The organism is Pseudomonas abietaniphila, assembly GCF_039697315.1.
In the GTDB taxonomy this organism is placed as follows: domain Bacteria; phylum Pseudomonadota; class Gammaproteobacteria; order Pseudomonadales; family Pseudomonadaceae; genus Aquipseudomonas; species Aquipseudomonas abietaniphila_B.
On sequence record NZ_CP155619.1, the window covers coordinates 3,666,753 to 3,688,748 of the forward strand.

Here is a 21,996-nt window from a genome sequence, read left to right on the forward strand (position 1 = left end):
TGGCCTTGTGGGCAGACGACGTAAAAATTCTTGGATGACCGGAGTTGTACCCGGCGTTGTGTAGTTTTACTACAAATCTTTGGCCGTTTCAGCTTTTTGACTTGTATATACAGTAGTAAAACTACAGGTGAACGATGTTTTCGCTCGGGTCACGCAGTGAAACAAATCGCTAATGTTGGTTGAAACAACAAACAGATCAAGTGAAAGCTGATGCTGGCAACCAAAAATAATGAAGCGCTAGCAATTTTTAACCTTTGTTCGACAGTCCTGTCCGTATCGTGTGTACAAACCTCCACGGCGGGTAGTCTTTTGAACGCCGACCAAGGATAGACCATGAGCCTCCCTTTGCTGGCTGATCTGCCGGCCGTCCTGCTGCCGTTGGTCACTCGTGCACAGCAGTCGTTCCGCGCTGCGCTTGTCTCTCTGACGGACGCCGGTCCGGCGACTTTCGACGCCTGGCCCGCTGAACGTCTGGCCGCTTTCGATCGCGTCTGCGCGGCCAGCGACTTTGTCGCCGATCAGGTGAGCCGCGACCCTCAGATGCTGCTCGACCTCGCCGAATCCGGTGAGCTTGAGCGTGGCTATAAAGCCGGTGAGCTGCGCGAACAGATTGCTGTCGCAGTGCAGGAAGCGCTCAGTGACGATGAGCTGGGGCGTAATCTACGTCGGCAGAGGACGCGGCAGCAAGTCCGAATTATCTGGCGCGACCTGACACGGCAAGCCGATCTGATCGAAACCTGTCGCGACCTTTCCGACATGGCCGATGGCAGTATCGACCTCGCGTACCAGTGGCTGTATGAAAGGCATTGCCAGCAATTCGGAACACCCACCGGGCGTCGCAGCGGCGAGCCGCAGCACATGGTGATCCTCGGCATGGGCAAGCTTGGCGCGGTCGAATTGAACCTGTCTTCAGACATCGACCTGATCTTCGCCTACCCCGAGGGCGGCGAAACCCAAGGGGTCAAACGTCCGCTGGATAATCAGGAGTTTTTCATCCGTCTGGGCCAGCGTCTGATCAAGGCGCTGGATCCGGTCACGGTCGACGGTTTTGTCTTTCGCGTCGACATGCGCTTGCGGCCCTATGGCTCGTCTGGCGCGCTGGTGCTCAGCTTCAACGCGCTTGAGCAGTATTACCAGGATCAAGGGCGCGACTGGGAACGCTACGCCATGATCAAGGCACGCGTGGTCGGCGGTGATCAGGCCAAGGGTGACGAGTTGCTGGAAATGCTGCGACCGTTTGTTTATCGGCGCTACCTGGATTTTTCGGCCATCGAAGCGCTGCGCACCATGAAGCAACTGATTCAGCAGGAGGTCCGGCGCAAGGGCATGGCGGCCAACATCAAACTGGGTTCGGGCGGGATCCGCGAGGTGGAATTCATCGCTCAAGCGTTCCAGCTTATTCACGGCGGTCGCGACCTGAGCCTGCAGCAGCGTCCGTTGCTCAAGGTGTTGCGCACGCTCGACGGTCAGGGCTATCTGCCTTCGGCCGTCATCGATGAGCTGCGTCAGGGGTATGAATTCCTGCGCTACACCGAGCACGCCATACAGGCCATTGCCGACCGCCAGACACAGATGCTGCCCGAGGATGATCAGGACCAGTCGCGCATCGCGTTTATCATGGGCTTTGCCGACTGGGACAGCTTCCACGAGAAGCTTATGTATTGGCGCGGTCGGGTTGACTGGCATTTCCGGCAAGTCATCGCCGACCCGGATGAAGAAGACGGTCAGGAGGACGGCGGCGAGGAGATCGTCGGCGGCGAGTGGTTGCCACTGTGGGAAGAGTCACAGAATGAAGAGAGCGCCTGCCTGCAATTGCAGGAGGGCGGGTTCACGGATGCGCCGAAAGCGCTGAAGCATCTGAGTAATCTGCGTAACAGTTCGCAGCTGCGCTCGATGCAGCGTCTGGGGCGTGAGCGACTGGATGCATTTATTCCGCGCCTGTTGGCGCAAGCGGTCGAGCACAGCAATCCTGATCTGGTCCTCGAACGTGTGCTGCCTTTGGTCGAAGCCGTGGCGCGGCGGTCGGCTTATCTGGTGCTTCTGACCGAAAACCCCGGTGCGCTGCGCCGATTGCTGACCTTGTGCGCGGCAAGTCCCTGGATCGCCGAGCAGATTGCGCGCTTCCCGTTGCTGCTGGACGAATTGCTCAACGAAGGGCGGTTGTTCAGCCCGCCACAAGCGCTGGAATTGGGCGCCGAGTTACGTGAGCGCCTGACCCGCATTCCAGAAGATGATCTTGAACAGCAGATGGAAGCGCTTCGGCACTTCAAGCTGGCGCACAGCCTGCGTGTCGCGGCGTCGGAGATCACCGGGAGTCTGCCGTTGATGAAGGTCAGCGATTACCTGACCTGGCTGGCAGAGGCCATTCTGGAACAGGTGTTGGCGTTGGCGTGGCGGCACACGGTGGCGCGCCATGGCGCGCCACGGCGCCCGGACGGCACGGTGTGCGATCCCGGCTTTGTGATTGTCGGTTATGGGAAAGTCGGCGGGATCGAACTGGGGCATGGTTCCGATCTGGATCTGGTGTTCATCCACGATGGCGATCCACAGGCCGAAACCGACGGCGCCAAACCGATCGACGGCGCGCAGTTCTTTACGCGTCTGGGGCAGCGGATCATCCATTTGATCACCACGCAGACCAACTCCGGTCAGTTGTACGAAGTAGACATGCGCCTGCGGCCTTCGGGTGCGTCGGGTTTGCTGGTGAGTTCACTGGGTGCGTTTTCCCGTTATCAGGAAAACGAAGCCTGGACCTGGGAGCATCAGGCACTGGTGCGTGCCCGGGTGCTGGTGGGCAGTACGGACGTGGGCCGGGGATTCGAAGCGGTTCGCGCAGCGGTACTGGGCCGCGAGCGCGATCTGGACACGCTGCGTCAGGAAGTCAGCGAGATGCGCGCCAAGATGCGCGACAACCTCGGCACCAAGGGCACAACCGCCGGCAAGGGGGCAAATGCCTTCGAAGCCACGGCGTCGTTCGATCTCAAGCAGGACGCCGGTGGTATCGTCGATATCGAATTTATGGTGCAATACGCGGCCTTGGCGTGGTCCAGAGAGCATCCCGCGCTGCTTCGATACACCGATAACATCCGCATTCTTGAAGGTCTGGAGCAGGCGGGTTTGATGCCGGCCGACGATGCCAGCCTGCTGCGCGAGGTGTACAAGGCGTATCGTTCAGCCGCTCACCGACAGGCCTTGCAGAAGGATGCGGGGGTGGTCAGCGGCGATCAGTTTGCGGCCGAGCGGCGTGAAGTGATGCGGATCTGGGCGCAGTTGGGGTTGAGTTGATGTTGACGCAGGACACATCACTCCCTGTGGGAGCGAATTCATTCGCGAAAGATGTGTCAGGCGACGCAGACGTGTCGATGGGTCTGGCTCATCGCGAATGAATTCGCTCCCACAGGTGGCGAGCCAGGCAGTGACAGCACTGCAACGCCCTAATTGAAGGGCATATATAAAGCTATGACAGGGAGGCGTCAGGCTGTGTGGAAGCGTCACGCAGTCTGATGGGCCTCCCTGCTCGTTTCTGGTCGTTTTTGGATTGAGCATGAGAATTCTGATCGTAGGGCCCAGCTGGGTCGGTGACATGGTGATGGCGCAAACGCTGTTCCAGTGCCTGAAACAGCGTCACCCGCAATGCGAAATCGATGTGCTGGCGCCCGAGTGGAGCCGGCCGATCCTTGAGCGTATGCCCGAGGTGCGCAAGGCCTTGAGCTTCCCGCTCGGCCACGGCGCGCTCGAACTGGCGACCCGTCGTCGCATCGGTAAATCCCTGAAGGGCCAATACGATCAGGCGATCCTGCTGCCGAACTCGTTGAAGTCGGCGTTGGTCCCGTTCTTCGCCGGCGTCCCGAAACGCACGGGCTGGCGTGGCGAATTTCGTTACGGCCTGCTCAACGACGTGCGCATCCTCGACAAGCAGCAATACCCGCTGATGATCGAGCGGTTCATGGCGCTGGCCTTTGAGAAAGGCGCCGAGATCCCGCGCCCGTATCCCAAGCCGAGCCTTCAGATCGAAACCGCCAGCCGCGATGCCGCGCTGGCCAAGTTCGGTCTGAGCCTGGATCGCCCGGTATTGGCGCTCTGCCCAGGCGCAGAGTTTGGCGAGTCCAAGCGCTGGCCTTCCGAACATTACGCCAAAGTCGCCGAAGCGAAGATTCGCGAAGGCTGGCAGGTCTGGCTGTTCGGCTCCAAGAACGATCATCCCGTGGGTGAAAGCATTCGCGAGCGGCTGATTCCCGGCCTGCGGGAAGAGTCGGTCAACCTCAGTGGCGGCACCTCGCTGGCTGAAGCCATTGACCTGCTGTCCTGCGCCGACGCGGTCGTGTCGAACGACTCCGGCCTGATGCACGTGGCCGCTGCGCTGAATCGCCCGCTGGTGGCAGTGTACGGTTCGACCTCGCCGGGCTTTACGCCGCCGCTGGCCGATCATGTGGAGATCGTTCAATTGGGCATCGAATGCAGTCCCTGCTTCGAGCGCACTTGCCGTTTCGGTCACTACAACTGCCTGCGCCTGCTGGAACCGGACTCGGTGATCCAGGCCCTGAGCCAGTTGGGCGGCACCCCGGTAGAGGTTGCCTGACTTGCGGGTATTGCTGATCAAGACCTCGTCGCTGGGTGACGTTATTCATACCCTGCCTGCGCTGACCGATGCCATGCGTGCCCTGCCGGGCATCCAGTTCGACTGGGTCGTCGAAGAAGGCTTCGCGGAGATACCGACCTGGCACCCGGCGGTTTCGGGCGTGATACCGGTCGCGATCCGCCGCTGGCGCAAGAACCTCTGGCAGACCTTCAAGAATGGCCAGTGGCGGCAGTTCAAACAGCGTTTGCGCGACACCCGTTACGATCTGGTGATTGACGCCCAGGGTCTGCTGAAAAGCGCCTGGCTGACCCGTTACGTCAAAGCGCCCATCGCCGGCCTGGACAGGAACTCCGCGCGCGAGCCATTGGCCGCCCGGTTTTACGACCGGGCGTACCCTGTGGCTCGCGGTCAACATGCGGTCGAGCGGTTGCGGCAGTTGTTCGCCCAGGCGCTGGGTTATGAAGTGCCCGCCGGCCTTGGCGATTACGGGCTGGACCGCAGTCGTTTGCTGCACGCCGGTACCGGCGCGCCGTTTGTCTTGTTCCTGCACGGCACGACCTGGGTGACCAAGCACTGGCCTGAGGTGTACTGGCGGCAATTGGCCGAGCGCATGATCGATCAGGGACTTGAGGTTCACTTGCCTTGGGGCAACCCGGCAGAGAAAGCCCGGGCCGAGCGAATTGCGTCAGGCCTTGATAAAGCCGTGGTGCTCCCCAAACTCAATCTCGCAGGCGTCGCCAAAGTGCTGGCCAGCGCACAAGGGTGCGTTGCCGTTGACACCGGCCTTGGGCATCTGGCGGCTGCGCTCGACGTGCCGACCCTGTCGTTGTTCGGCCCGACCAATCCGGGCCTGACCGGCGCGTACGGCAAGTCACAGGTTCATCTGGCCGGCGATTACCCGGCCTGTGCGCCGTGTCTGCAAAAGAAATGCACCTATCAACCCACGGCAGAAGACAAGCGCCAGGTTGATACCGAACGCGAGTGGCCCATGTGCTTCACTCGCCTGAATCCCGAGCGAGTGGCGAGCCAGTTGAGCGCGCTGTTGCCGGCAAAGGAACATCCGTAATGCAATTGGCATTCGTGCTTTATAAATACTTCCCCTTCGGCGGCCTGCAACGCGACTTCATGCGCATCGCCCTGGAGTGTCAGCAGCGTGGGCACACGATCCGTGTCTACACGCTGATCTGGGAAGGCGACGTGCCACCGGGCTTCGAAGTGCTGGTGGCGCCGGTCAAGGCGATCTTCAACCATCGCCGCAATGAGAAGCTCACCGACTGGATGAATGCCGATCTGGCCAAACGGCCTGTCGACCGTTTGATCGGCTTCAACAAAATGCCGGGCCTGGACGTGTATTACGCCGCCGACGGCTGCTACGAAGACAAAGCGCAGAACCTGCGCCATGGCTTGTACAAGTACTGGGGCCGCTATCGCCACTTCGCCGACTATGAGCGTGCAGTGTTCGCCAAGGATGCGAAGACAGAAGTGCTGATGATTTCCGAAGTGCAGCAGCCCTTGTTCATCAAGCATTACGACACCCCGCTCAAGCGTTTTCACCTGTTGCCGCCCGGTATCTCCCAGGATCGCCGCGCCCCGGACAACGCCGCAGAGATTCGTGCCGATTTCCGCCGCGAGTTCGAGTTGGGTGAAGAGGATCTGCTGCTGGTGCAGATTGGCTCCGGGTTCAAGACCAAGGGCGTCGATCGCAGCCTCAAGGCGCTGGCCGCGTTGCCGTCGGAACTGAGAAAACGCACGCGACTGTTTGTCATCGGTCAGGACGACCCCAAAGTATTTCAGCTGCAAAGCACGGCGCTGGGGTTGAGCGACAACGTGACGTTCATGAAAGGGCGCAGCGACATCCCGCGCTTCCTGTTGGGCGCCGACCTGTTGATCCACCCGGCCTACAACGAAAACACCGGCACGGTGCTGCTGGAGGCGCTGGTCGCCGGATTGCCGGTGCTGGTCAGCGCGGTGTGCGGCTACGCCCACTACATCGCCGAGGCCGACAGCGGTCTAGTGCTCGATGAGCCGTTCGAACAGAACCAGCTCAACCAATACCTGGCCCGCATGCTCAAGGACGATGCCGCGCGCGTCACCTGGGCGCGAAACGGTCTGGCATTCGCCGACACGGCTGACCTTTACAGCATGCCGCAGCACGCTGCGGATGTGATTCTGGCGGAGCACCACGGATGAAACTGATCCTTGCTGAACCCTTCAAGAGCCTCTGGGCCGGGCGTGATGCGTTCGAGGCCGTCGAGGCGCTGGACGGTCAGGTTTATCGCGAACTGGAAAACCGCCGTACCCTGCGCACCTCAGTCGACGGGCGTGGTTATTTCGTCAAGATTCATCGCGGTATCGGTTGGGGCGAAGTCGCCAAAAACCTGCTGACCGCCAAGCTGCCGGTGCTCGGTGCCGGTCAGGAGTGGGAGGCAATCAACCGATTGCATGAAGCCGGTGTGCCGACCATGACCGCGGTGGCGTATGGCGAGCGTGGCAGCAACCCGGCCGCGCAGCACTCGTTCATCGTGACCGAAGAACTGGCGCCGACCGAAAGCCTGGAAGACGTCAGCATCAATTGGGTGAAAGAGCCGCCCGAGCCGCGCATGAAACGTGCGTACATCGCTGAAGTGGCGAGGCTGGTCGGCATGATGCACCGCGCAGGCGTGAATCACCGCGATTGCTACATCTGTCATTTCCTGCTGCACACCGACAAGCCGGTCACCCCCGAGGACTTCAAGTTGTCGGTCATCGACCTGCACCGTGCCCAGACCCGCCCGGCGATTACCCAGCGTTGGCGCAACAAGGATCTGGCCGCGCTGTACTTTTCGGCGATGGACATCGGCCTGACGCGCCGCGACAAGCTGCGTTTCCTCAAGGGCTATTTCCAGCAACCGCTGCGCAAGATCCTGGCTGAAGAAGCGGCGCTGCTGAGCTGGCTGGAAGGCAAGGCCGAGAAGCTCTATCAGCGCAAATTGCGGTACGGGGATGCGCTCTGATGGCAGGTTGGAACCTTGAACCTGAATACGCTGCGCTGGGCGATGATTTCGGCTCGCTCGATGCTGTGTTTGCCTTGAAGGGCGAGCGGCTGACCCGCGATCCGTTGTCCGAGGTGATCCGGGTCGAGCGCGGCGGCGTGAACTATTACGTCAAACGTTATGTGGCCGCTGGCAAAGGTCTGCGCCGTTACCTGGGGCGCCCTCGGGTCAAATCCGAGTGGCAGAACCTCAAGCGTTTCGCCAAGTGGGGCATCCCGACGGCGGAAGTCGTGGCGTGGGGCCTTGAACGCAATGGCGCTGCCTATGATCGCGGCGCATTGATCACGCGGGAACTGCCGCGTACCGAGGATTTGTCCGAGTTGGCGCGGACTCATGACACGCGGTTGGCAGACCGCTCCTGGGTCAACGCGATCAGCCAGCAGGTCGCGCGTTACACCCGGACCATGCACGATCATCACTTCACCCATAACGACCTGAAGTGGCGCAATCTGTTGGTGGACGATCACTCGACCGTATTCCTGATCGACTGCCCCAACGGCGCGTTCTGGGTCAGCTTCATGCTGCGTTATCGCATCACCAAGGACCTGGCCTGTCTGGACAAGGTCGCCAAATATCACCTGTCCGCCACCCAGCGCCTGCGTTTTTATCTGCAATACCGTGGGCGCGAGCGCCTGAATGATTCAGACAAGAAACGCATTCGACACATCGTCAGCTTTTTCGAGGGGCGCGAATGAGCGTTTTCATTGCCGATGCCGACCGCGCCTTGCTTGAGCGCCACGGTCTGGCCGATTTCGATTCGTTATGGGAGGTCGAACTCGACGCCGTCGACGAGCCGAACACCGGGCGTGGCGGCTGGAGCAGCGTGTTTCGTCTGGAGCTGGAAGGCTCCGGCTATTACCTCAAGCGTCAGAGCAATTACCTGACCCGCACCTTGCATCACCCGCTGGGCGAGCCTTCTTTCTCCCGCGAGTTTCGCAACATCAGCCTGTATCAGAAGCTCGGGATTCCGGCGTTGCATGCGGTGTTCTATGGTGAGAAGAAGGTCGATGGCGAACGTCGGGCGATTCTGATGACCCGGGCACTCGATGGCTGGACCGATCTGGACACGTTGCTGACGCAATGGGGTGAGTTGTCCGCAACTCAGCGTCTGGCGATTCTGCAGGCCTGCGGGCAACTGGCGCGCACGCTGCACAAGGCAGGTCAGGTGCACGGCTGCTTCTACCCGAAACACATTTTCCTCAAGGCACGCGGTGGCGCTTATCTGGCGCAACTGATTGACCTGGAGAAAACCCGCAAGGCGATCTTCGGTCAGCGTGACCGGGTCAAGGACCTGGAACCGCTGCTGCGCCGCGCGCCGGTCTGGAACGACGCTGAAATCCGCGAGATGCTCGCTGCGTATCTGCACGCACCCGGAAACAGCGGGTTGGTCGAGGCCTGGTGGCAACGGTTGGCCAAACGCGGTAGCCATAAACGTAGCAATCGATAGGCCGCGTCTCAGTGAATGCAAACCTCCCACAGGTCATCACTGGCGGTTGAATTCATGATGGGTTGAAGAGGGCGCCGATGCGTTTGTCTGAACTGAAAAACGCCGGTCGCACGCCAGCGCTGCCGATGAGCATCACGCTGGCCGATGCTGCCGGTCCTGCTGAGTTGCAACTGCTCAGCCTGCTGCGGGTTTTGCCGGGGCATCGGTATGTGGGCGCGGGCATCTGGCGCGGGCGTCCGGTGCTGGCCAAGTTGCTGGTCGGGCAAAAGGCCCCTCGGCATTTCCAGCGTGAGCGCGCCGGTGTCCAGTTGCTCGCCGAGCAAGGCCTGACCACACCGCTGTTGCTGGCCGAGGGTCTGCAAGAGGGTGAAGGCGGCTGGTTGTTGTTCGAGTATCTGGACAAGGCGCAAAGCCTCGGCGATGCCTGGAAATCGGTGGAAAGCCTGCCGCCGCTGGCGGACGAACAACAGGTTGTGCTCGGCGAGGCGCTGGCTGCGATCGGTCAAATGCACGCCAAGGGTCTGTGGCAAGAAGACCTGCACCTGGACAACCTGCTGCGTCACGACGGCAAGCTGTACCTGATTGATGGCGCGGGTATTCGTGTGGAGGACGCCGGGAAACCGTTGTCCCGCCAGAAAGTGCTCGAAAATCTGGGCGTGTTCTTTGCGCAACTGCCCAAGTCGCTCGAGCCGTTCACCGAAGAGCTGTTGGTCCATTACCTCCTGAGCAATGGCGAACACGGCTTGCCGGTCGAGGCCCTGCAAAAACAGATCGATAAGGTCAGCATCTGGCGCCTCAAGGATTATCTGATCAAGGTCGGACGCGAGTGCAGCCTGTTCAGCGTCAAGGACGGACCGTTTGGCTTGCGCGCGATTCGTCGCGAAGAAGAGGCCGCGATGGTGCCGGTGCTGGACAGGGCAGACGCGTTGATCGACAGCGGCCATTTGTACAAGACCGGTGGCGCGGCGAGTGTCGCCAAGGCGGACGTCGCGGGCCGGGCGCTGGTCATCAAGCGCTACAACATCAAGAACTTCGCCCATTGGCTCAAGCGCTTCTGGCGCCCGAGCCGTGCATGGCATTCATGGCGTGAAGGCAATCGCCTGATGTTCCTCGGCATTGCCACACCCAAGCCGTTGGCGTTGCTGGAACAGCGGTTTTTCTGGCTGCGCCGCAAGGCGTACCTGGTCACCGAGTACCTGCCGGGACCCGACATCATCGAGCGTTTCGCGCCCTACGTGGCCTCAGGCGATGCACCGGAAAGCGAGTTGCAGGCGCTGGACACGCTGTTTGCGCAGCTGCGGCGAGAGCGCATCAGCCATGGCGATCTGAAAGGGCATAACGTGTTCTGGCAGCAAGATCGTTGGGCGCTGATCGACCTCGATGCCATGTGTCAGCACACCTCGGCAGGCACCTTTGCTGCGGCCTATGCCAAGGACCGCGCGCGGTTCATGCGCAACTGGCCCGCCGACAGCGCGCTGCACCAGTTGCTGGAACAGCGATTGCCAAAGGCGCCTTGAATCGGTTCCGTGGGTAGAAGGCCGTCTGCGATGACGGCCTTCCCGCGACGTATGGCCTTAACCCACCCGGGTCAGGTTGATTTCCTCCAGTGCCAACACCAGCGCGTCCATGTCCTCATAGGGACGCCGATGGATGGCGGTCCAGCTTGGGCGCTCCACAAATACATTGCCCACCGCGTTAAGCCGAACAGGCGTGTGATGGATCTCGTTGTCTCGCGACCTGTGAACGATGACGTATTCGCTGCCTTCCTTCTGCTCGGTCAGGAACATCCCGGGCCGTGAGAGACGGTCCTCGATCGTCAGCGGTTGAGGTGCCCTGATTGCCGAAGGGCTTCTGTGGACTTCCAGCTCTACGACGAAATCGCCCTTCAGAAATTCCTCACGATTACGCAATGGAATTCGCACATTCTCACCGGGGTCCAGCGTGATACCCCGTGAGCTGCCCGGCGAAACATCGAGCACGCGCAAACCGATGCCGCCCTCCAGTTCGGCCAGCCCGGGCACGATGTCGGCGTAGGTGTTGGAGTGGCTGTTGCCGACCAGTGCAACCCAGCGATGGCTCCCCATTACCGCCTGATGGCGCCGGATGGTGCGCGAGGCAAAGTAATTCATCATCTGTTGGCGAGTGGTGAGCGTGGCCTGCGAAAGCCCTTTGAGGTGATAGCTTGCGGCGCAGTCGATGGCGCGAATTTCAAGCCCGTGCTGCTGTGCCTTGATTACCAGCGCTTCAAAGGAATAGACACCGTCGGGGTCGGTCACATGGCCTTGATCCAGTGCTTTGAGATCGTGCAACAGCCGTTTGCTCATCTGGCCGCTGTCCATGAATCGGTCGAGGTCGGCCTGATGCAGATCGGTCAACAGGTGCTCCATGTACAAGGTTTTGACGTGCTGCTCTGCAAGCAGCGGCAGGTTATCGATGATGAGCTTCTTGCTGGCGATGGAGGCGTGAAACTCGCCAATGACCATCCCGTCGGTGTGTTCGTACAGTCGCGGGATGAATGTCTGCAGGTCCATTTGCGGCTCTGGCACCGGCATCGTCGGTCGAGGAGGGAGCGGGGCCGATACGATGCTTCGGGCATCCTTTTCAAGCTGGTTGCGTCGCACGAAGAACTCGGATCTCGCCGACTCCAGATCAGATTCTTCGAATTGATATTCCTGATTCAGCCCCTTGCGTTCGAAATTGGCGAGTTCATGAACCGTTGTCCGCGCATCTGCAGGCACCTCGTACGCAGGATCGGTGAAGGATTGCTGAAGCGCGGTGGGCGGGCTTTCGGGCAGCCAGTCTTCGGCATCGATTCGTTGCCAGCCTGCCTCGGTGTCCCAACGAAATCCGTGGTCGCCGGTGTGCGTGCCGCCCATGGATGCGCTGTCCATTTTTTGCCGCAAGGCGTCATCCAGCCGGGTCGGCTTGAGGGCGATGGTCGGTGTTTCGGCGAGGTCCGGATTTGCGAATTCAATTTTGAAATCGCAGACGCTCAGTTGAGTGTCTGCGCCCGTGGATTCAGGCTTGGGACGGATTCGTGTGACACGTCCAGCGGGCACGTCCTTGATTTCCACGCTGATCGCACCCTGAAGTTCGGCAATGCCGGGGACGCCATCGTGGGTAGTCGCCAGCTTATGGTCGAGCAATGCGACCCAGCGCCGGGCCGGATGAGCGGCCACGTCACCGCTGATGAGTGTGTGGCCGAAAAAGTTGCTCATTTTTTGAGCCGCGGTGCTGTCTTCGGCGGCGATTGCCACAGGATGCTCAAGCATCGGATAGCTCACTGACGAGCTGAAAGGGCGCACTTCGATGTTGTGTCGATGGGCTTGCTTGATCAGGTGGTAATAATCGTATTCGCCGTTGTGATTGCTCAACGCGCCATCGTTCAGGTGCTCGAGATGGTCCTTTATTTCGTGGGACCCGGCGCGGATTCTGGAGCCTTGCGCCTTGTACTTGGCCAGCTTGTTCAGGTGCTTGTCGGTAAACAAGTGCTCGATGTAAATCACGTCGACGCGTTGCTGCGCCAGCAGCGGCATATTGAGCAGCAGCAAGCGTTTGCTGGCCACCGACTGGATCGATTCGCTCAGTACCAGGCCATTGCTGTGGGCAAACACCTGTTCGACGAACGCGCTTATTGTCGTTGAAGGCTTCACTGCGGGCAGTGTCGGTCTGGGCGGCAATGCAGGTTGTATGAAGAACGCCTGAGCGTCCCGGTAGAGCTTTTCTCTGAGGGTGGCGTAGGTTTGGCGAGCCTGGCTGAAGACCATTTCGAAGTATTCCTCCAGGCCAAGGTTGGTCGGATCCTGGGGACTCGCTCCCAAAATACGCGTCATCACGGGCTGGAGATGGACAGGGAGCTCATACTCAAGCACATCAGTGGTCGTCGCGGTCGCGCCGGACGGCGTTTCCTGCAAAGGGGTAAAACCGGCACGACCGTCCAGGCCGCCTCCGCGCAGGTTTGTGCGGTTCAGCAACGTCCAGTTTCCGTTTTCATCGAGCCGAACCGGCTGCTTGCCGTAGAAGGCGAACGGGTTGGCGGGATCGACGATATTCCAGCACCGCAATTGGGCATCGTATTGCACCTGATACGTTTGGCCATCCATCGTGATGCAGTGCCTTCCGTTTTCCTGGGTGACACCGTCGGCATGGTTGCCCATACGGGCCGTGGCCTCGGGCAGCGCCGGGGTCACAGCCCGGTCAGGGATGACCTCGTCGAGCGCGTGCGTGACGGCGCGGTCCATCGACTGAGTGTCGGGTGTCAGCGGCGTCCATCCGGACCGGGCAGCGGGGTGTTTTTCCAGCTTGCGCACCAAGCCGCCAAAGCCTTTCAACCCCGACGCGGCGTCACCTGCGGCGCCCAGTGCATTGAAAATCGAGGCGAGGATCAGTGCGTTGGCGTCTTCCGGGTGCTCGCCCGTCAGTGCCTTGACCGCGAGGAGACTGTCACGCAGCGAAAGGGCTGCGCCGACAGCGAAGCTGGCCGGTGGGAACGGCAAGGTCAGGACCGTCGCGATGATCTCGACGCTGCTCCAGACCAATTGCGTGATCATGTCGCTGCGGCTTGTCGTCGTGTCATCGACATCACGCAACTTGCGCTCGATGACCCGGTTGAAACAGGCATCGCTGAAGTGGGTGATCGGTTCGCGCGGCAGAAACGGGGCTTTGTTGGCTTTGCCGTCTTTCATGTCGTTGAGAAAGAACGACAGCGTGCGGCGCGCAGCGACACGGCAACGGTCTTTGTAGTAATCGATCATCCCGCTGTTTTTCAGTGACTCCGTAAAATGGCGGAACAGCCGGAACTCAATGCCATCCGGCGCCTGCGGGGTGTACAGCAGTGCCGCCACTCTGACGTTGGTCGGTAGCAGGGCAAAGCAGCCCTGCACGGTCTCGACGTGGATCAGCGTAGTGTCGGGAATGACAATCTGGTCAATGCCTGTCAGTCCCGAGCCAATGAATGGCTTGTCCACATGAAGGTGCAGTGGGTAGACCGGGTAGCGCTCACGCGTGGCGCTGTCGTCGCGATTCAGGAAAGCGATCGACTTGTAGAGCCATTGATATTGAATCGGGCTGACATGCCCTTTCAGCAGGCTTTTCAGTGCGGCGGCTTTCATCTGTAACTGAGTGATCAGCGTGCTGGCCTTGCGTCGGTAGTCGTAGCCTGGGGATTGAGGATCGAGCAAGGAGCGTTTGACCAGCGCGCTGTAGTCGTCCGCCAGCCATTTGCCGCGCACCGAGCCCGTGACGATGGCCGGCGTCAGCGCGCTCAGGTCGATGCCTTCCGGCCCGCTGAAGCTGGCCGTGGAGTCGGTGCCTTCATTGATGAAGTCGAGGCTGTCGTCGTAACCGTCGCGCACCATCTGGGTGTATGTCTGCGTCTGGCGCGGCGAAGTGATAACGACGCTGTCGGGGTCGACCGTGCCAGCGCTGACGCCCAGCAGCTGGTTGATTTTCTGGCGCGCACGCTCATGGACATAGGCTTCGAACGGCTGAACATGGGTGTGCGGATGCGCTGCGTAGTTGTGCAACGCCCCTTCGGCATCGCGTTCGAACTTCGTCAGTTGCTGGCGTTGGTCTGCACTGGCCTGGGTGTACCAGTCCGGGGTATGGATGTTCTGATCGGCAAGCGTGACTCGCACGTGCTCGCTGACCATGACGCGCAGCGCCTTGTCGTAGGAACTCGGTTCCGACAACTGAACGAAGCCCGTGCCGCGATCGGGACGGCGGGCCTGCGCGTTGAGCGCTTCCATGAGTGTCGATCGTTCAGACGCGTCCACTTGTCGGAGCACGTACTCGCTCATCGGCGCATTGGCACCCCACGTGATCAGTTCGTCGCGCAACTGGGTTTCGTTGTTGAAGGCCTGAAACACCTGATTGCGAGGGGCGTCGGCGGTGAACATGATCAGTCGCTGGAGCTGACCGCTCGCGTCTTCTTTCCTGAATACCAGAATGTTGCCCAGCGTTTCCTGCTGGTTGAGGGTGATGTGCTGTACGCGGCTGAGGGTGACATCTTGTGCCGAGTGCGTGATGGACTCGAGCAGGCCGAAATCTTCGTCCGTCAGGTGGCCCTGCATTTTCGCCGCATACCCCAACGCAGTGACCTGATGGCGGATGGCCTCTGCCATCAATGCCTGGTTGGCTTCCTTGCTGTAAAGGGTGCGCTGGTATTCGCCGAAACCTGAGCGGGCGTTCAGCGCGTCGATCACGTCGGCCACGTAGTCGGGAGTGAGCTGCGGATAGCGGGTCGTTGCGGCTACGCCATCGATCGAAATGGAGGTCTGGGTCAGGAAGTCCGACCCCTCCAGGCGATCTCCGGGATGCAGGCCGTAAAGGGCAAGCAAGGTCAGAGACTGGCTTGCGGTGTAGGTTTCGTCGGTCACCGGCAAGCGGCGTTGGGTGCTCACGGTAATGACAGACGGGTCCAGGTCGTAGCCGTGATCATTCGCCAGTCTGGCTTGCAGGCACAGTCGGGCGTAGGTCTCAGGTGTCGTCGCGCCGTTCAGAGCGGTATGAAGCCTCTGGCGAGCCTCCTCGTAACGGGTCATCCGGGAGTGGTATTCCCGACGATCATGGGCATTGGCCAGCTTCATCCAGTAGGGCCAGCTCGCCCGGAGTTGAAACTCGAGGTGGGCCTGCTTGCGTCGTTCGATCATGGCGGCAGTGCCAAACAGACCGGGCATCTGGAGGGCGTTTACAAGCGCATGCGCGCGCACTTCCGGTTGCCAGTTATGGCCCTCAATGCAGGCGTGCCTGACATCGCTGCGTTGCTTGTCCAGCTGACGGCTGACGGCGTAGGCATACGGATTGCCTGATACAGGCGCCAACTTGATGTCAGTTGCGGCAAACGTTTCCAGCATCAGGTCAGGATCATCAACGATGGCGCGCACTGCATCCCGATACAGGCGATCGGCGTTGACGAGTAGCGCATTGCGCAAACGATCGTCGTTGAGCCACTGAACGACCGTTGCGGTCAGCGCCTTCTGATCGGGGTGCTGAGTCAGACCCATGCCCGGCAAGGCCAGCAGCCCAGGGCCGGTCGCCGCGCTTAGAAACAGCGCCCCTTTGATCTCGGCCCATGTTCGCTCGCCCAGCTTGATGTGCAGTGAGTATGACCGCACGGTTGACGGCTGCTCTGTCGCGCAGAGCGTCGCAACGTCCGGCCAGAGGTCGCGCTCGTGGACCTTGAGGGCGATTTCCTGTTGCAGGGCCTGTTGAAGGCTAGACGTGAACAGTGCCTGTCGACTGTTTCCTTGTGCAGACGGGGCGGTCCAGAACGCGTCGACACGTTCCAGAAGGGCCGTGAGTTCTCGTTCCAGTTCAAGGCTGTCGTTGCCTTGTATCGCGTCCAGCAATGCGGTTGAGGCGTGCGGCAGGGCGCGAAGTTCTTCGGCCAGTGCTGTATTCAATCGACCGAGTTCTTTCAGCGCGGCCCGCGCAATGTCCTGTTCAGGGTTGGCGGCCGTTGAAGCGGGGTTTCGTGCATCCATGTGGGGTTCCTGATCCGTCCTCTGGCGACGGACACGAGTGGTGCGGGTTGCCCGCGTGATTGATGACCCCAATCAATCAGCACTCGACAGGCATTGAGCGGTACATATCTATTGCCCTGCGCCATATGGCGCTTCATTACGCTATAATCCCGCCCTTTAGCTGCCGGCCGCCCAAGCGCCAGGCACACCTTATCGATCAGGCGCACGCCGCCTGCACGCAGACTTAAGAGGCTAGACCCTAGTGGCATTGACGATCCTTGGCCTGTCCGGCGCCCTTAGCCATGATCCTTCCGCGGCCCTGTACATCGACGGCAAGCTGGTAGCAGCCGCCGAAGAAGAGCGCTTCGTTCGTGACAAGCACGCAAAGAACCGCATGCCTTACGAATCGGCGAAGTTCTGTCTGGAACAGGCCGGCATCAAGCCTTCCGACGTCGACGTGGTCGCCATTCCGTTTGCCCCGATCAGCCTGTTCGGCGAGGCGCGCTGGCACTACGCCAAGCGTTACTGGTACGCCCCGGACCGCGCGCTCGACGCCATCCTGATGGGCAACCGTCGCTACAAGCGCTACCGCAACAAGATCGTCTGGTGCCTGGAGCAACTGGGCTTCGACCCGAAGAAGATCAAGATCGAGCCGGTCGAGCACCACTTGGCTCACGCCTCCAGCGCCTACCACTGCTCCGGTTTCAAAGAGAAAACCGCGATCCTGGGTATCGATGGCAAGGGCGAGTACGCCACCACGTTCTTCGGCTATGGCGAAAACGGCAAGATCCACAAGATCAAGGAATTCTACGATCCGGATTCCCTCGGCGGTCTGTACGGCGCGATCACCGAGTTCCTCGGTTTCGAAATGCTCGACGGCGAATTCAAGGTCATGGGCATGGCGCCGTACGGCGACGCCAGCAAATACGACTTCTCGCGTCTGGCCAGCTTTGAGAACGGCGAACTGGTGATCAACACCGAATACGCCAACGTCATCGGCCTGCGTCGTTATAAAGAGAAGGGCAAGGGTTTCTACTTCTCGCCAAAACTCATCGAGTGGCTGGGTCCCAAGCGCGAAGGCGATATCGCCGACGAGCCGTACATCCACTACGCCGCCAGCATGCAGGCGCTGTTCGAGAAGCTGGCGCTGCAGATGATGGATCACTACCTGGGCGACATCCTCAAGGAAACCGGCAAGATCGCGTTCGCGGGCGGTTGCGCGCTGAACGTCAAGCTGAACCAGAAAATCATCGCGCGTCCGGAAGTCAAAGAATTGTTCGTTCAGCCGGCTTCCGGTGACGCCGGTACGGCGGTCGGTGCTGCGGCCTACGTTTCCCACGCCCGTGGCGTACCGGTCGAGAAGATGGAGCACGTCTACCTCGGCCCGTCGTACAGCAACGAGGACGTGATCGCGGCCTGTGCCCGTCATCCGAGCCAGCCAAAATGGCGCAAGCTCGACAACATGCCGGAGCAGATCGCCAAGATCATGGTCGACGGCAACCCGGTCGCCTGGTTCCAGGGGCGAATGGAGTTCGGTCCGCGTGCACTGGGTGGTCGTTCGATCATCGGTTGCCCGAGCGTGGCCGGCGTGGCCGACCGCATCAACCACCAGATCAAGTTCCGCGAGCGCTGGAGGCCTTTCTGCCCGTCGATGCTCGACACCGTCGCGCCGCAGATGATCAAGATCGATCATCCGGCGCCGTTTATGACGTTCACCTTTGAAGTCGCCGAAGAGTGGAAGACCCGCGTGCCGGAAGTCGTTCACGAGGACGGCACGTCCCGTGCCCAGGTGCTCAAGCGCCAGTACAACCCGCGCTACTACGACATGATGAAGGCGCTGGAAAACCTGACCGGCAACGGCGTGTCGCTGAACACCTCGCTCAACCGTCGTGGCGAACCGATGATCTGCTCGCCGACCGATGCCCTGAACATGTTCTTCGGCTCGGATCTGCAGTACCTGATCATGGAGGACATCCTGGTGGTCAAAGACGGCGCGGACACCTATGACACGCTCGGCTGAGCGGCATGTGTTGCAGTTCTGCCACGGCTATGACGGGCCGTTTCTCGACTGTGCCCGTCAATACGCCAGCCTCTTCGCGGGCAAGGGATACCGGGTCACCACGGTATTCCTGACCGGCACCGCAGACGCCGAGGTGGCCGAAAGCTGCGCCTCGGACGAAGTACTGTTCATGGAGTACAGCTCCAAGGCCATCCGTGGCTTGAAGCTGGGTGCCATTCGCGACCTGCGCAAAATCGCGGCTTCCAGAAATTTCTCGTTCTGCATCGCTCATCGCTTCAAACCGATCTACATCGCGTTGCTGGCGACCCGCTTGCCGGTGATCGGTGTGCATCACGCATTTGGCGATTACCAGCGCCGCAGTCGCAAGCTGTTCGCCCATCTGTTTCGCATGCGCCTGAGCCTGCTCGGCGTGTCGGATGCGGTGCGTGACGACATGCGCGAATGCCTGCCGAAGTGGCCGACCGGGCGTATTCAGACGCTCTATAACCGCATTGATGTCGAAGCGCTCGCGGCCATGCAATTGCCGCGCGAAGAGGCCCGCGAAGCGCTGGGTCTGCCGCAGGACGCGTGGATTGTGGGTAACGTCGGGCGTCTGCACCCGGACAAGGACCAGGCCACGCTCTTGCGCGGATTCGCTCACGCATTGCCCAACCTGCCCGCCAACAGCCAACTGGTGATCATGGGCAAGGGCCGTCTGGAGCAGGACCTCAGAGAGCAGGCGATGGAGTTGGGCGTTGTCCGCGAGGTCATGCTGCTGGGGCAAGTGCCCCAGGCCAGTCGCTATTTCAAGGCGTTCGACGCCTTTGCCCTGAGCTCCGATCACGAACCGTTCGGCATGGTGTTGCTGGAGGCGATGGTCGCCGGCGTGCCGCTGATCGCCACCTCGTGCGGCGGCGCCAAGGAAGTGGTCGAGGGCGTCGGTATTCTGTTTCCGTTGAAGGATGCCGAGCACCTGGCTCAAGGTCTGGTTCATCTGTCGCGGCTGGACGCCGGGCAGCGCGAATCCTGCGCCGAGATGATGCTGGACCGCCTGCGTGATCGCTTCTCCGATGAGGCTGTGCGCTCGGTGTTCTGGCGTCTGCCGCAAGTCACCGACCTGACTGCGGAGTCCTGATGCTCAATCGTTTTCAAGCCTGGCGTGAACGTGGCTGGACGCAGATCGATGCGGCCGCCTATCAGCACGCCTGGCAACGTTTTGGCGGCAGTGTCGCCACGCATCCCCTGGTGATCGAGCGGCTGGCGGGTCTGGCGCAAATCCCGGTGCGTTACCTGGGTTGGCATCGGGACGGCGACCTTAAAGCCGCGATCCCGACATGGGGGCGCTCGCTCGCTTTGTCCAAGGACGTGCTTAAACGTCATGGCAAGAAGGGTCTGTACGATCTGGGTAACGCAGAGTTGATCCTGCCGGTTGCCGCTGATGCCCAGGTTCCGCTGCGCCATCACGGTCGCTACCTGTCAGAGCTGAGTCAGGGACGCATCGCGACACTCAAGCCGCAGGCCGAGTCGCTGGCCATGGCCCGCACGCCCGAAGACCTGTCGAAAAAATTCCGCTACAACCAGCGTCGCGAGCTGCGGCTGCTTGAAGAGGCCGGTGGCGTCGTTCGTCCCGTCACGGACTTCACCAGCGCTGAACTGGCAAGCATGTACTGCGACCTTTTCCAGCGTCGCTGGGGGTTCGCGGCCACTGGCGCCGAGCGGATGGCCGATGTCATCGAGCTGCTGCGCGAGCTGCTGATCGGTTCAGTGATCTTCCTCAATGATGCGCCGGTTGCCATTCAACTGGTGTACCGCGTCGAAGCGCCTGAGTGGATCAGCGTCGAATACATCAACGGTGGCGTGGACCCCCAGACCCGTGATTTCAGCCCTGGCAGCGTGTTGAGTTTTCTCAATACGCAAAGCGCCTGGGAGCATGCTCGGGCGCTGGGCAAGCCGCTGCGTTTCTCCTTTGGTCGCGCCGATCGTGAATACAAGGATCGTTGGTGCAACCCCGTTCCGGTGTTTCAGGTGTGAGCCGCAAGCAGGCGTTGCTCAAGCGTCACCGCCGTAACAAGCGCGTGGCGTTGCTGGTGTCGTTGGTCGTTCTGATTGTGCTCGGCGTCCTGTTGGCCTGGTGGCTGCCGCTGATTCTGGCGGTGCTGGGTTGGGTGGCTCACGAGGCGTGGTTCTCCGACCACCTGTTTTATTCGCCCGGTGATGACTACCAGTACCAGTTCCCTGCACAAAACGAGGTGCCGGGCGCTGTCCTGCGTGGCGACCTGCTGCATGTTGATACGCCATTGACGCTGGACGGATCCGAGACGCTGGTCCTGGCGTTGTCGATCAAAAGCACATGGCTGGGGCGTTTCCTCGACCCGTCCGTCGAACTGGTCGGCGGTGAGATCCACGACAGTCAGGCCTTCGAGCGCGGCGTGAACGGTTTGCGCTACCTCAATCTCACCGGGTTTTACGACGCGTTGAACGCAGGCACGCTGCGCATTCGCGGGCGTCGTTGCGGTATTCAGGGAGCGCTGCGGTTGTGGTCGTTCCGCCATGAGGATGCGCGACGTCAGCGGGTCATGGTTATCGCGCCGCATGCCGATGATGCCGAGCTGGCAGCGTTTGGCTTGTACGCCGAGGCCGAGGAAAGCTGGATCGTGACGCTCACCGCTGGCGAAATCGAAGCCGAGCATTACCAGCAGATGGGGATGAATCGCGCCGATGCTGCGCGGATCAAAGGCCGGCTGCGTGCCTGGGACAGCATCGCCGTGCCGCGTTGGGCTGGCGTGCCGGAATCCCGTTGCGTGCAGCTGGGTTATTTCTGTTTGCAACTGCCTGCCATGCAAGCCGCGCCTGATCAGCCTGTCGCCTCCCGTGAAGCCGATCTGAGCGACACGCGGCTGTTTCGACAATTCAACGCCATGGCGCTGCCCGGCGATGCCGACGGTGCGCCCACGTGGAACAACCTGATCGCGGACCTGCGGGCTTTGTTGCTGCAGGCACGACCTCAAGTGGTGGTGATGCCTCATGCCACCATTGACCCTCATCCGGACCACATCTGCTCCCAGGCAGCGATTCTGGAGGCATTGACGGGACTGGAATGGCAGCCGAGCGTGATTCTCGGGTACGCCAATCACTTGCACGACAACGACCGCTGGCCGATGGGCAATGCCTACAGTGGCGTGGCCCTGCCCCCGGTATTCGATGCCTCGGAAGCGTTGGTACCTTACAGTGTCCAGCTCAATACCGAACAACAGCGAGACAAGGCCATGGCCTTGGGTATGATGCATGACCTGCAGCCGCCTGCTCCGCTCAAGCGCCGGATCCGGCGATGGTTGCAGAAGGTCTTGGCTGGCCGGCGATGGCCTGCGGAAGGTGAGAACGAGTTTTTCAGGAAGGCCGTGCGTCGTCACGAGCTGTTCTGGCGCAAGGAGCTCTGATAGCCCTCGACGCCTTCAGGGTGTTGAGCGGCCGGGCAG

At 60.9% G+C, this 21,996-nt stretch carries 13 protein-coding genes; 12 read left to right on the top strand and 1 reads right to left on the bottom strand.

The window, feature by feature from the left end:
* The first annotated feature begins 333 nt into the window (after nucleotides 1-333).
* From glnE to ABDX87_RS16300, 8 genes are all read left to right on the top strand, one after another.
* The gene (gene glnE / locus ABDX87_RS16265) at nucleotides 334-3,285 is read left to right on the top strand and encodes a bifunctional [glutamate--ammonia ligase]-adenylyl-L-tyrosine phosphorylase/[glutamate--ammonia-ligase] adenylyltransferase (RefSeq protein ID WP_346828809.1); all 2,952 of its coding nucleotides are present in this window, start codon (nucleotides 334-336) and stop codon (nucleotides 3,283-3,285) included.
* A 259-nt stretch (nucleotides 3,286-3,544) separates the two neighbouring features.
* Complete coding sequence (waaF, locus tag ABDX87_RS16270) at nucleotides 3,545-4,579, top strand: lipopolysaccharide heptosyltransferase II (protein WP_346828810.1); 1,035 nt, start codon at nucleotides 3,545-3,547, stop codon at nucleotides 4,577-4,579.
* A gap of 1 nt (nucleotide 4,580) precedes the next feature.
* Nucleotides 4,581-5,645, top strand: a complete 1,065-nt coding sequence (waaC, locus tag ABDX87_RS16275) for a lipopolysaccharide heptosyltransferase I (protein WP_346828811.1) — start codon at nucleotides 4,581-4,583, stop codon at nucleotides 5,643-5,645.
* Nucleotides 5,645-6,769 carry a glycosyltransferase family 4 protein gene (locus ABDX87_RS16280; protein WP_346828812.1) on the top strand — a complete coding sequence of 375 codons (1,125 nt, stop codon included), beginning with the start codon at nucleotides 5,645-5,647 and terminating at the stop codon, nucleotides 6,767-6,769. The genes waaC and ABDX87_RS16280 overlap by 1 nt, the downstream gene beginning before the upstream one ends.
* Complete coding sequence (gene rfaP, locus ABDX87_RS16285; RefSeq protein ID WP_346828813.1) at nucleotides 6,766-7,572, top strand: lipopolysaccharide core heptose(I) kinase RfaP; 807 nt, start codon at nucleotides 6,766-6,768, stop codon at nucleotides 7,570-7,572. Before ABDX87_RS16280 ends, rfaP begins: the two co-directional genes overlap by 4 nt.
* Complete coding sequence (locus ABDX87_RS16290; protein ID WP_346828814.1) at nucleotides 7,572-8,306, top strand: lipopolysaccharide kinase InaA family protein; 735 nt, start codon at nucleotides 7,572-7,574, stop codon at nucleotides 8,304-8,306. Before rfaP ends, ABDX87_RS16290 begins: the two co-directional genes overlap by 1 nt.
* The gene (locus ABDX87_RS16295; RefSeq protein WP_346828815.1) at nucleotides 8,303-9,058 is read left to right on the top strand and encodes a lipopolysaccharide kinase InaA family protein; all 756 of its coding nucleotides are present in this window, start codon (nucleotides 8,303-8,305) and stop codon (nucleotides 9,056-9,058) included. The genes ABDX87_RS16290 and ABDX87_RS16295 overlap by 4 nt, the downstream gene beginning before the upstream one ends.
* A gap of 77 nt (nucleotides 9,059-9,135) precedes the next feature.
* Nucleotides 9,136-10,575 carry a lipopolysaccharide kinase InaA family protein gene (locus ABDX87_RS16300; protein ID WP_346828816.1) on the top strand — a complete coding sequence of 480 codons (1,440 nt, stop codon included), beginning with the start codon at nucleotides 9,136-9,138 and terminating at the stop codon, nucleotides 10,573-10,575.
* A 57-nt stretch (nucleotides 10,576-10,632) separates the two neighbouring features.
* Here the strand turns inward: ABDX87_RS16300 and ABDX87_RS16305 are convergent, their stop codons facing one another.
* Nucleotides 10,633-16,542, bottom strand: a complete 5,910-nt coding sequence (locus tag ABDX87_RS16305; RefSeq protein ID WP_346828817.1) for a membrane-targeted effector domain-containing toxin — start codon at nucleotides 16,540-16,542, stop codon at nucleotides 10,633-10,635.
* Nucleotides 16,543-16,783: 241 nt separating this feature from the next.
* Between ABDX87_RS16305 and ABDX87_RS16310 the strand changes: the two genes are divergently transcribed.
* From ABDX87_RS16310 to ABDX87_RS16325, 4 genes are read left to right on the top strand one after another with little or no spacing between them, the layout of a single operon-like run.
* Entirely contained in the window at nucleotides 16,784-18,541 is a 1,758-nt protein-coding gene (locus ABDX87_RS16310; protein WP_346828818.1) for a carbamoyltransferase family protein, read from the top strand.
* Complete coding sequence (locus tag ABDX87_RS16315) at nucleotides 18,525-19,655, top strand: glycosyltransferase (RefSeq protein WP_346828819.1); 1,131 nt, start codon at nucleotides 18,525-18,527, stop codon at nucleotides 19,653-19,655. The genes ABDX87_RS16310 and ABDX87_RS16315 overlap by 17 nt, the downstream gene beginning before the upstream one ends.
* Nucleotides 19,655-20,551, top strand: a complete 897-nt coding sequence (locus ABDX87_RS16320) for an antimicrobial resistance protein Mig-14 (protein ID WP_346828820.1) — start codon at nucleotides 19,655-19,657, stop codon at nucleotides 20,549-20,551. Before ABDX87_RS16315 ends, ABDX87_RS16320 begins: the two co-directional genes overlap by 1 nt.
* Nucleotides 20,548-21,957 (top strand): PIG-L deacetylase family protein, encoded by a 1,410-nt coding sequence (locus tag ABDX87_RS16325; RefSeq protein ID WP_346833537.1) that lies wholly within the window; start codon nucleotides 20,548-20,550, stop codon nucleotides 21,955-21,957. The genes ABDX87_RS16320 and ABDX87_RS16325 overlap by 4 nt, the downstream gene beginning before the upstream one ends.
* Nucleotides 21,958-21,996: the final 39 nt, after the last annotated feature.

What these genes read in the sequence shown, in the direction of transcription:
- ABDX87_RS16300 (WP_346828816.1), top strand. Translation starts at nt 9,136, where the DNA reads ATGCGTTTGTCTGAACTGAAAAACGCCGGTCGCACGCCAGCGCTGCCG.
- rfaP (WP_346828813.1), top strand. Translation starts at nt 6,766, where the DNA reads ATGAAACTGATCCTTGCTGAACCCTTCAAGAGCCTCTGGGCCGGGCGT.
- glnE (WP_346828809.1), top strand. Translation starts at nt 334, where the DNA reads ATGAGCCTCCCTTTGCTGGCTGATCTGCCGGCCGTCCTGCTGCCGTTG.
- ABDX87_RS16280 (WP_346828812.1), top strand. Translation starts at nt 5,645, where the DNA reads ATGCAATTGGCATTCGTGCTTTATAAATACTTCCCCTTCGGCGGCCTG.
- ABDX87_RS16320 (WP_346828820.1), top strand. Translation starts at nt 19,655, where the DNA reads ATGCTCAATCGTTTTCAAGCCTGGCGTGAACGTGGCTGGACGCAGATC.
- ABDX87_RS16290 (WP_346828814.1), top strand. Translation starts at nt 7,572, where the DNA reads ATGGCAGGTTGGAACCTTGAACCTGAATACGCTGCGCTGGGCGATGAT.
- ABDX87_RS16305 (WP_346828817.1), bottom strand. Translation starts at nt 16,542, where the DNA reads ATGGATGCACGAAACCCCGCTTCAACGGCCGCCAACCCTGAACAGGAC.
- ABDX87_RS16315 (WP_346828819.1), top strand. Translation starts at nt 18,525, where the DNA reads ATGACACGCTCGGCTGAGCGGCATGTGTTGCAGTTCTGCCACGGCTAT.
- ABDX87_RS16295 (WP_346828815.1), top strand. Translation starts at nt 8,303, where the DNA reads ATGAGCGTTTTCATTGCCGATGCCGACCGCGCCTTGCTTGAGCGCCAC.
- waaF (WP_346828810.1), top strand. Translation starts at nt 3,545, where the DNA reads ATGAGAATTCTGATCGTAGGGCCCAGCTGGGTCGGTGACATGGTGATG.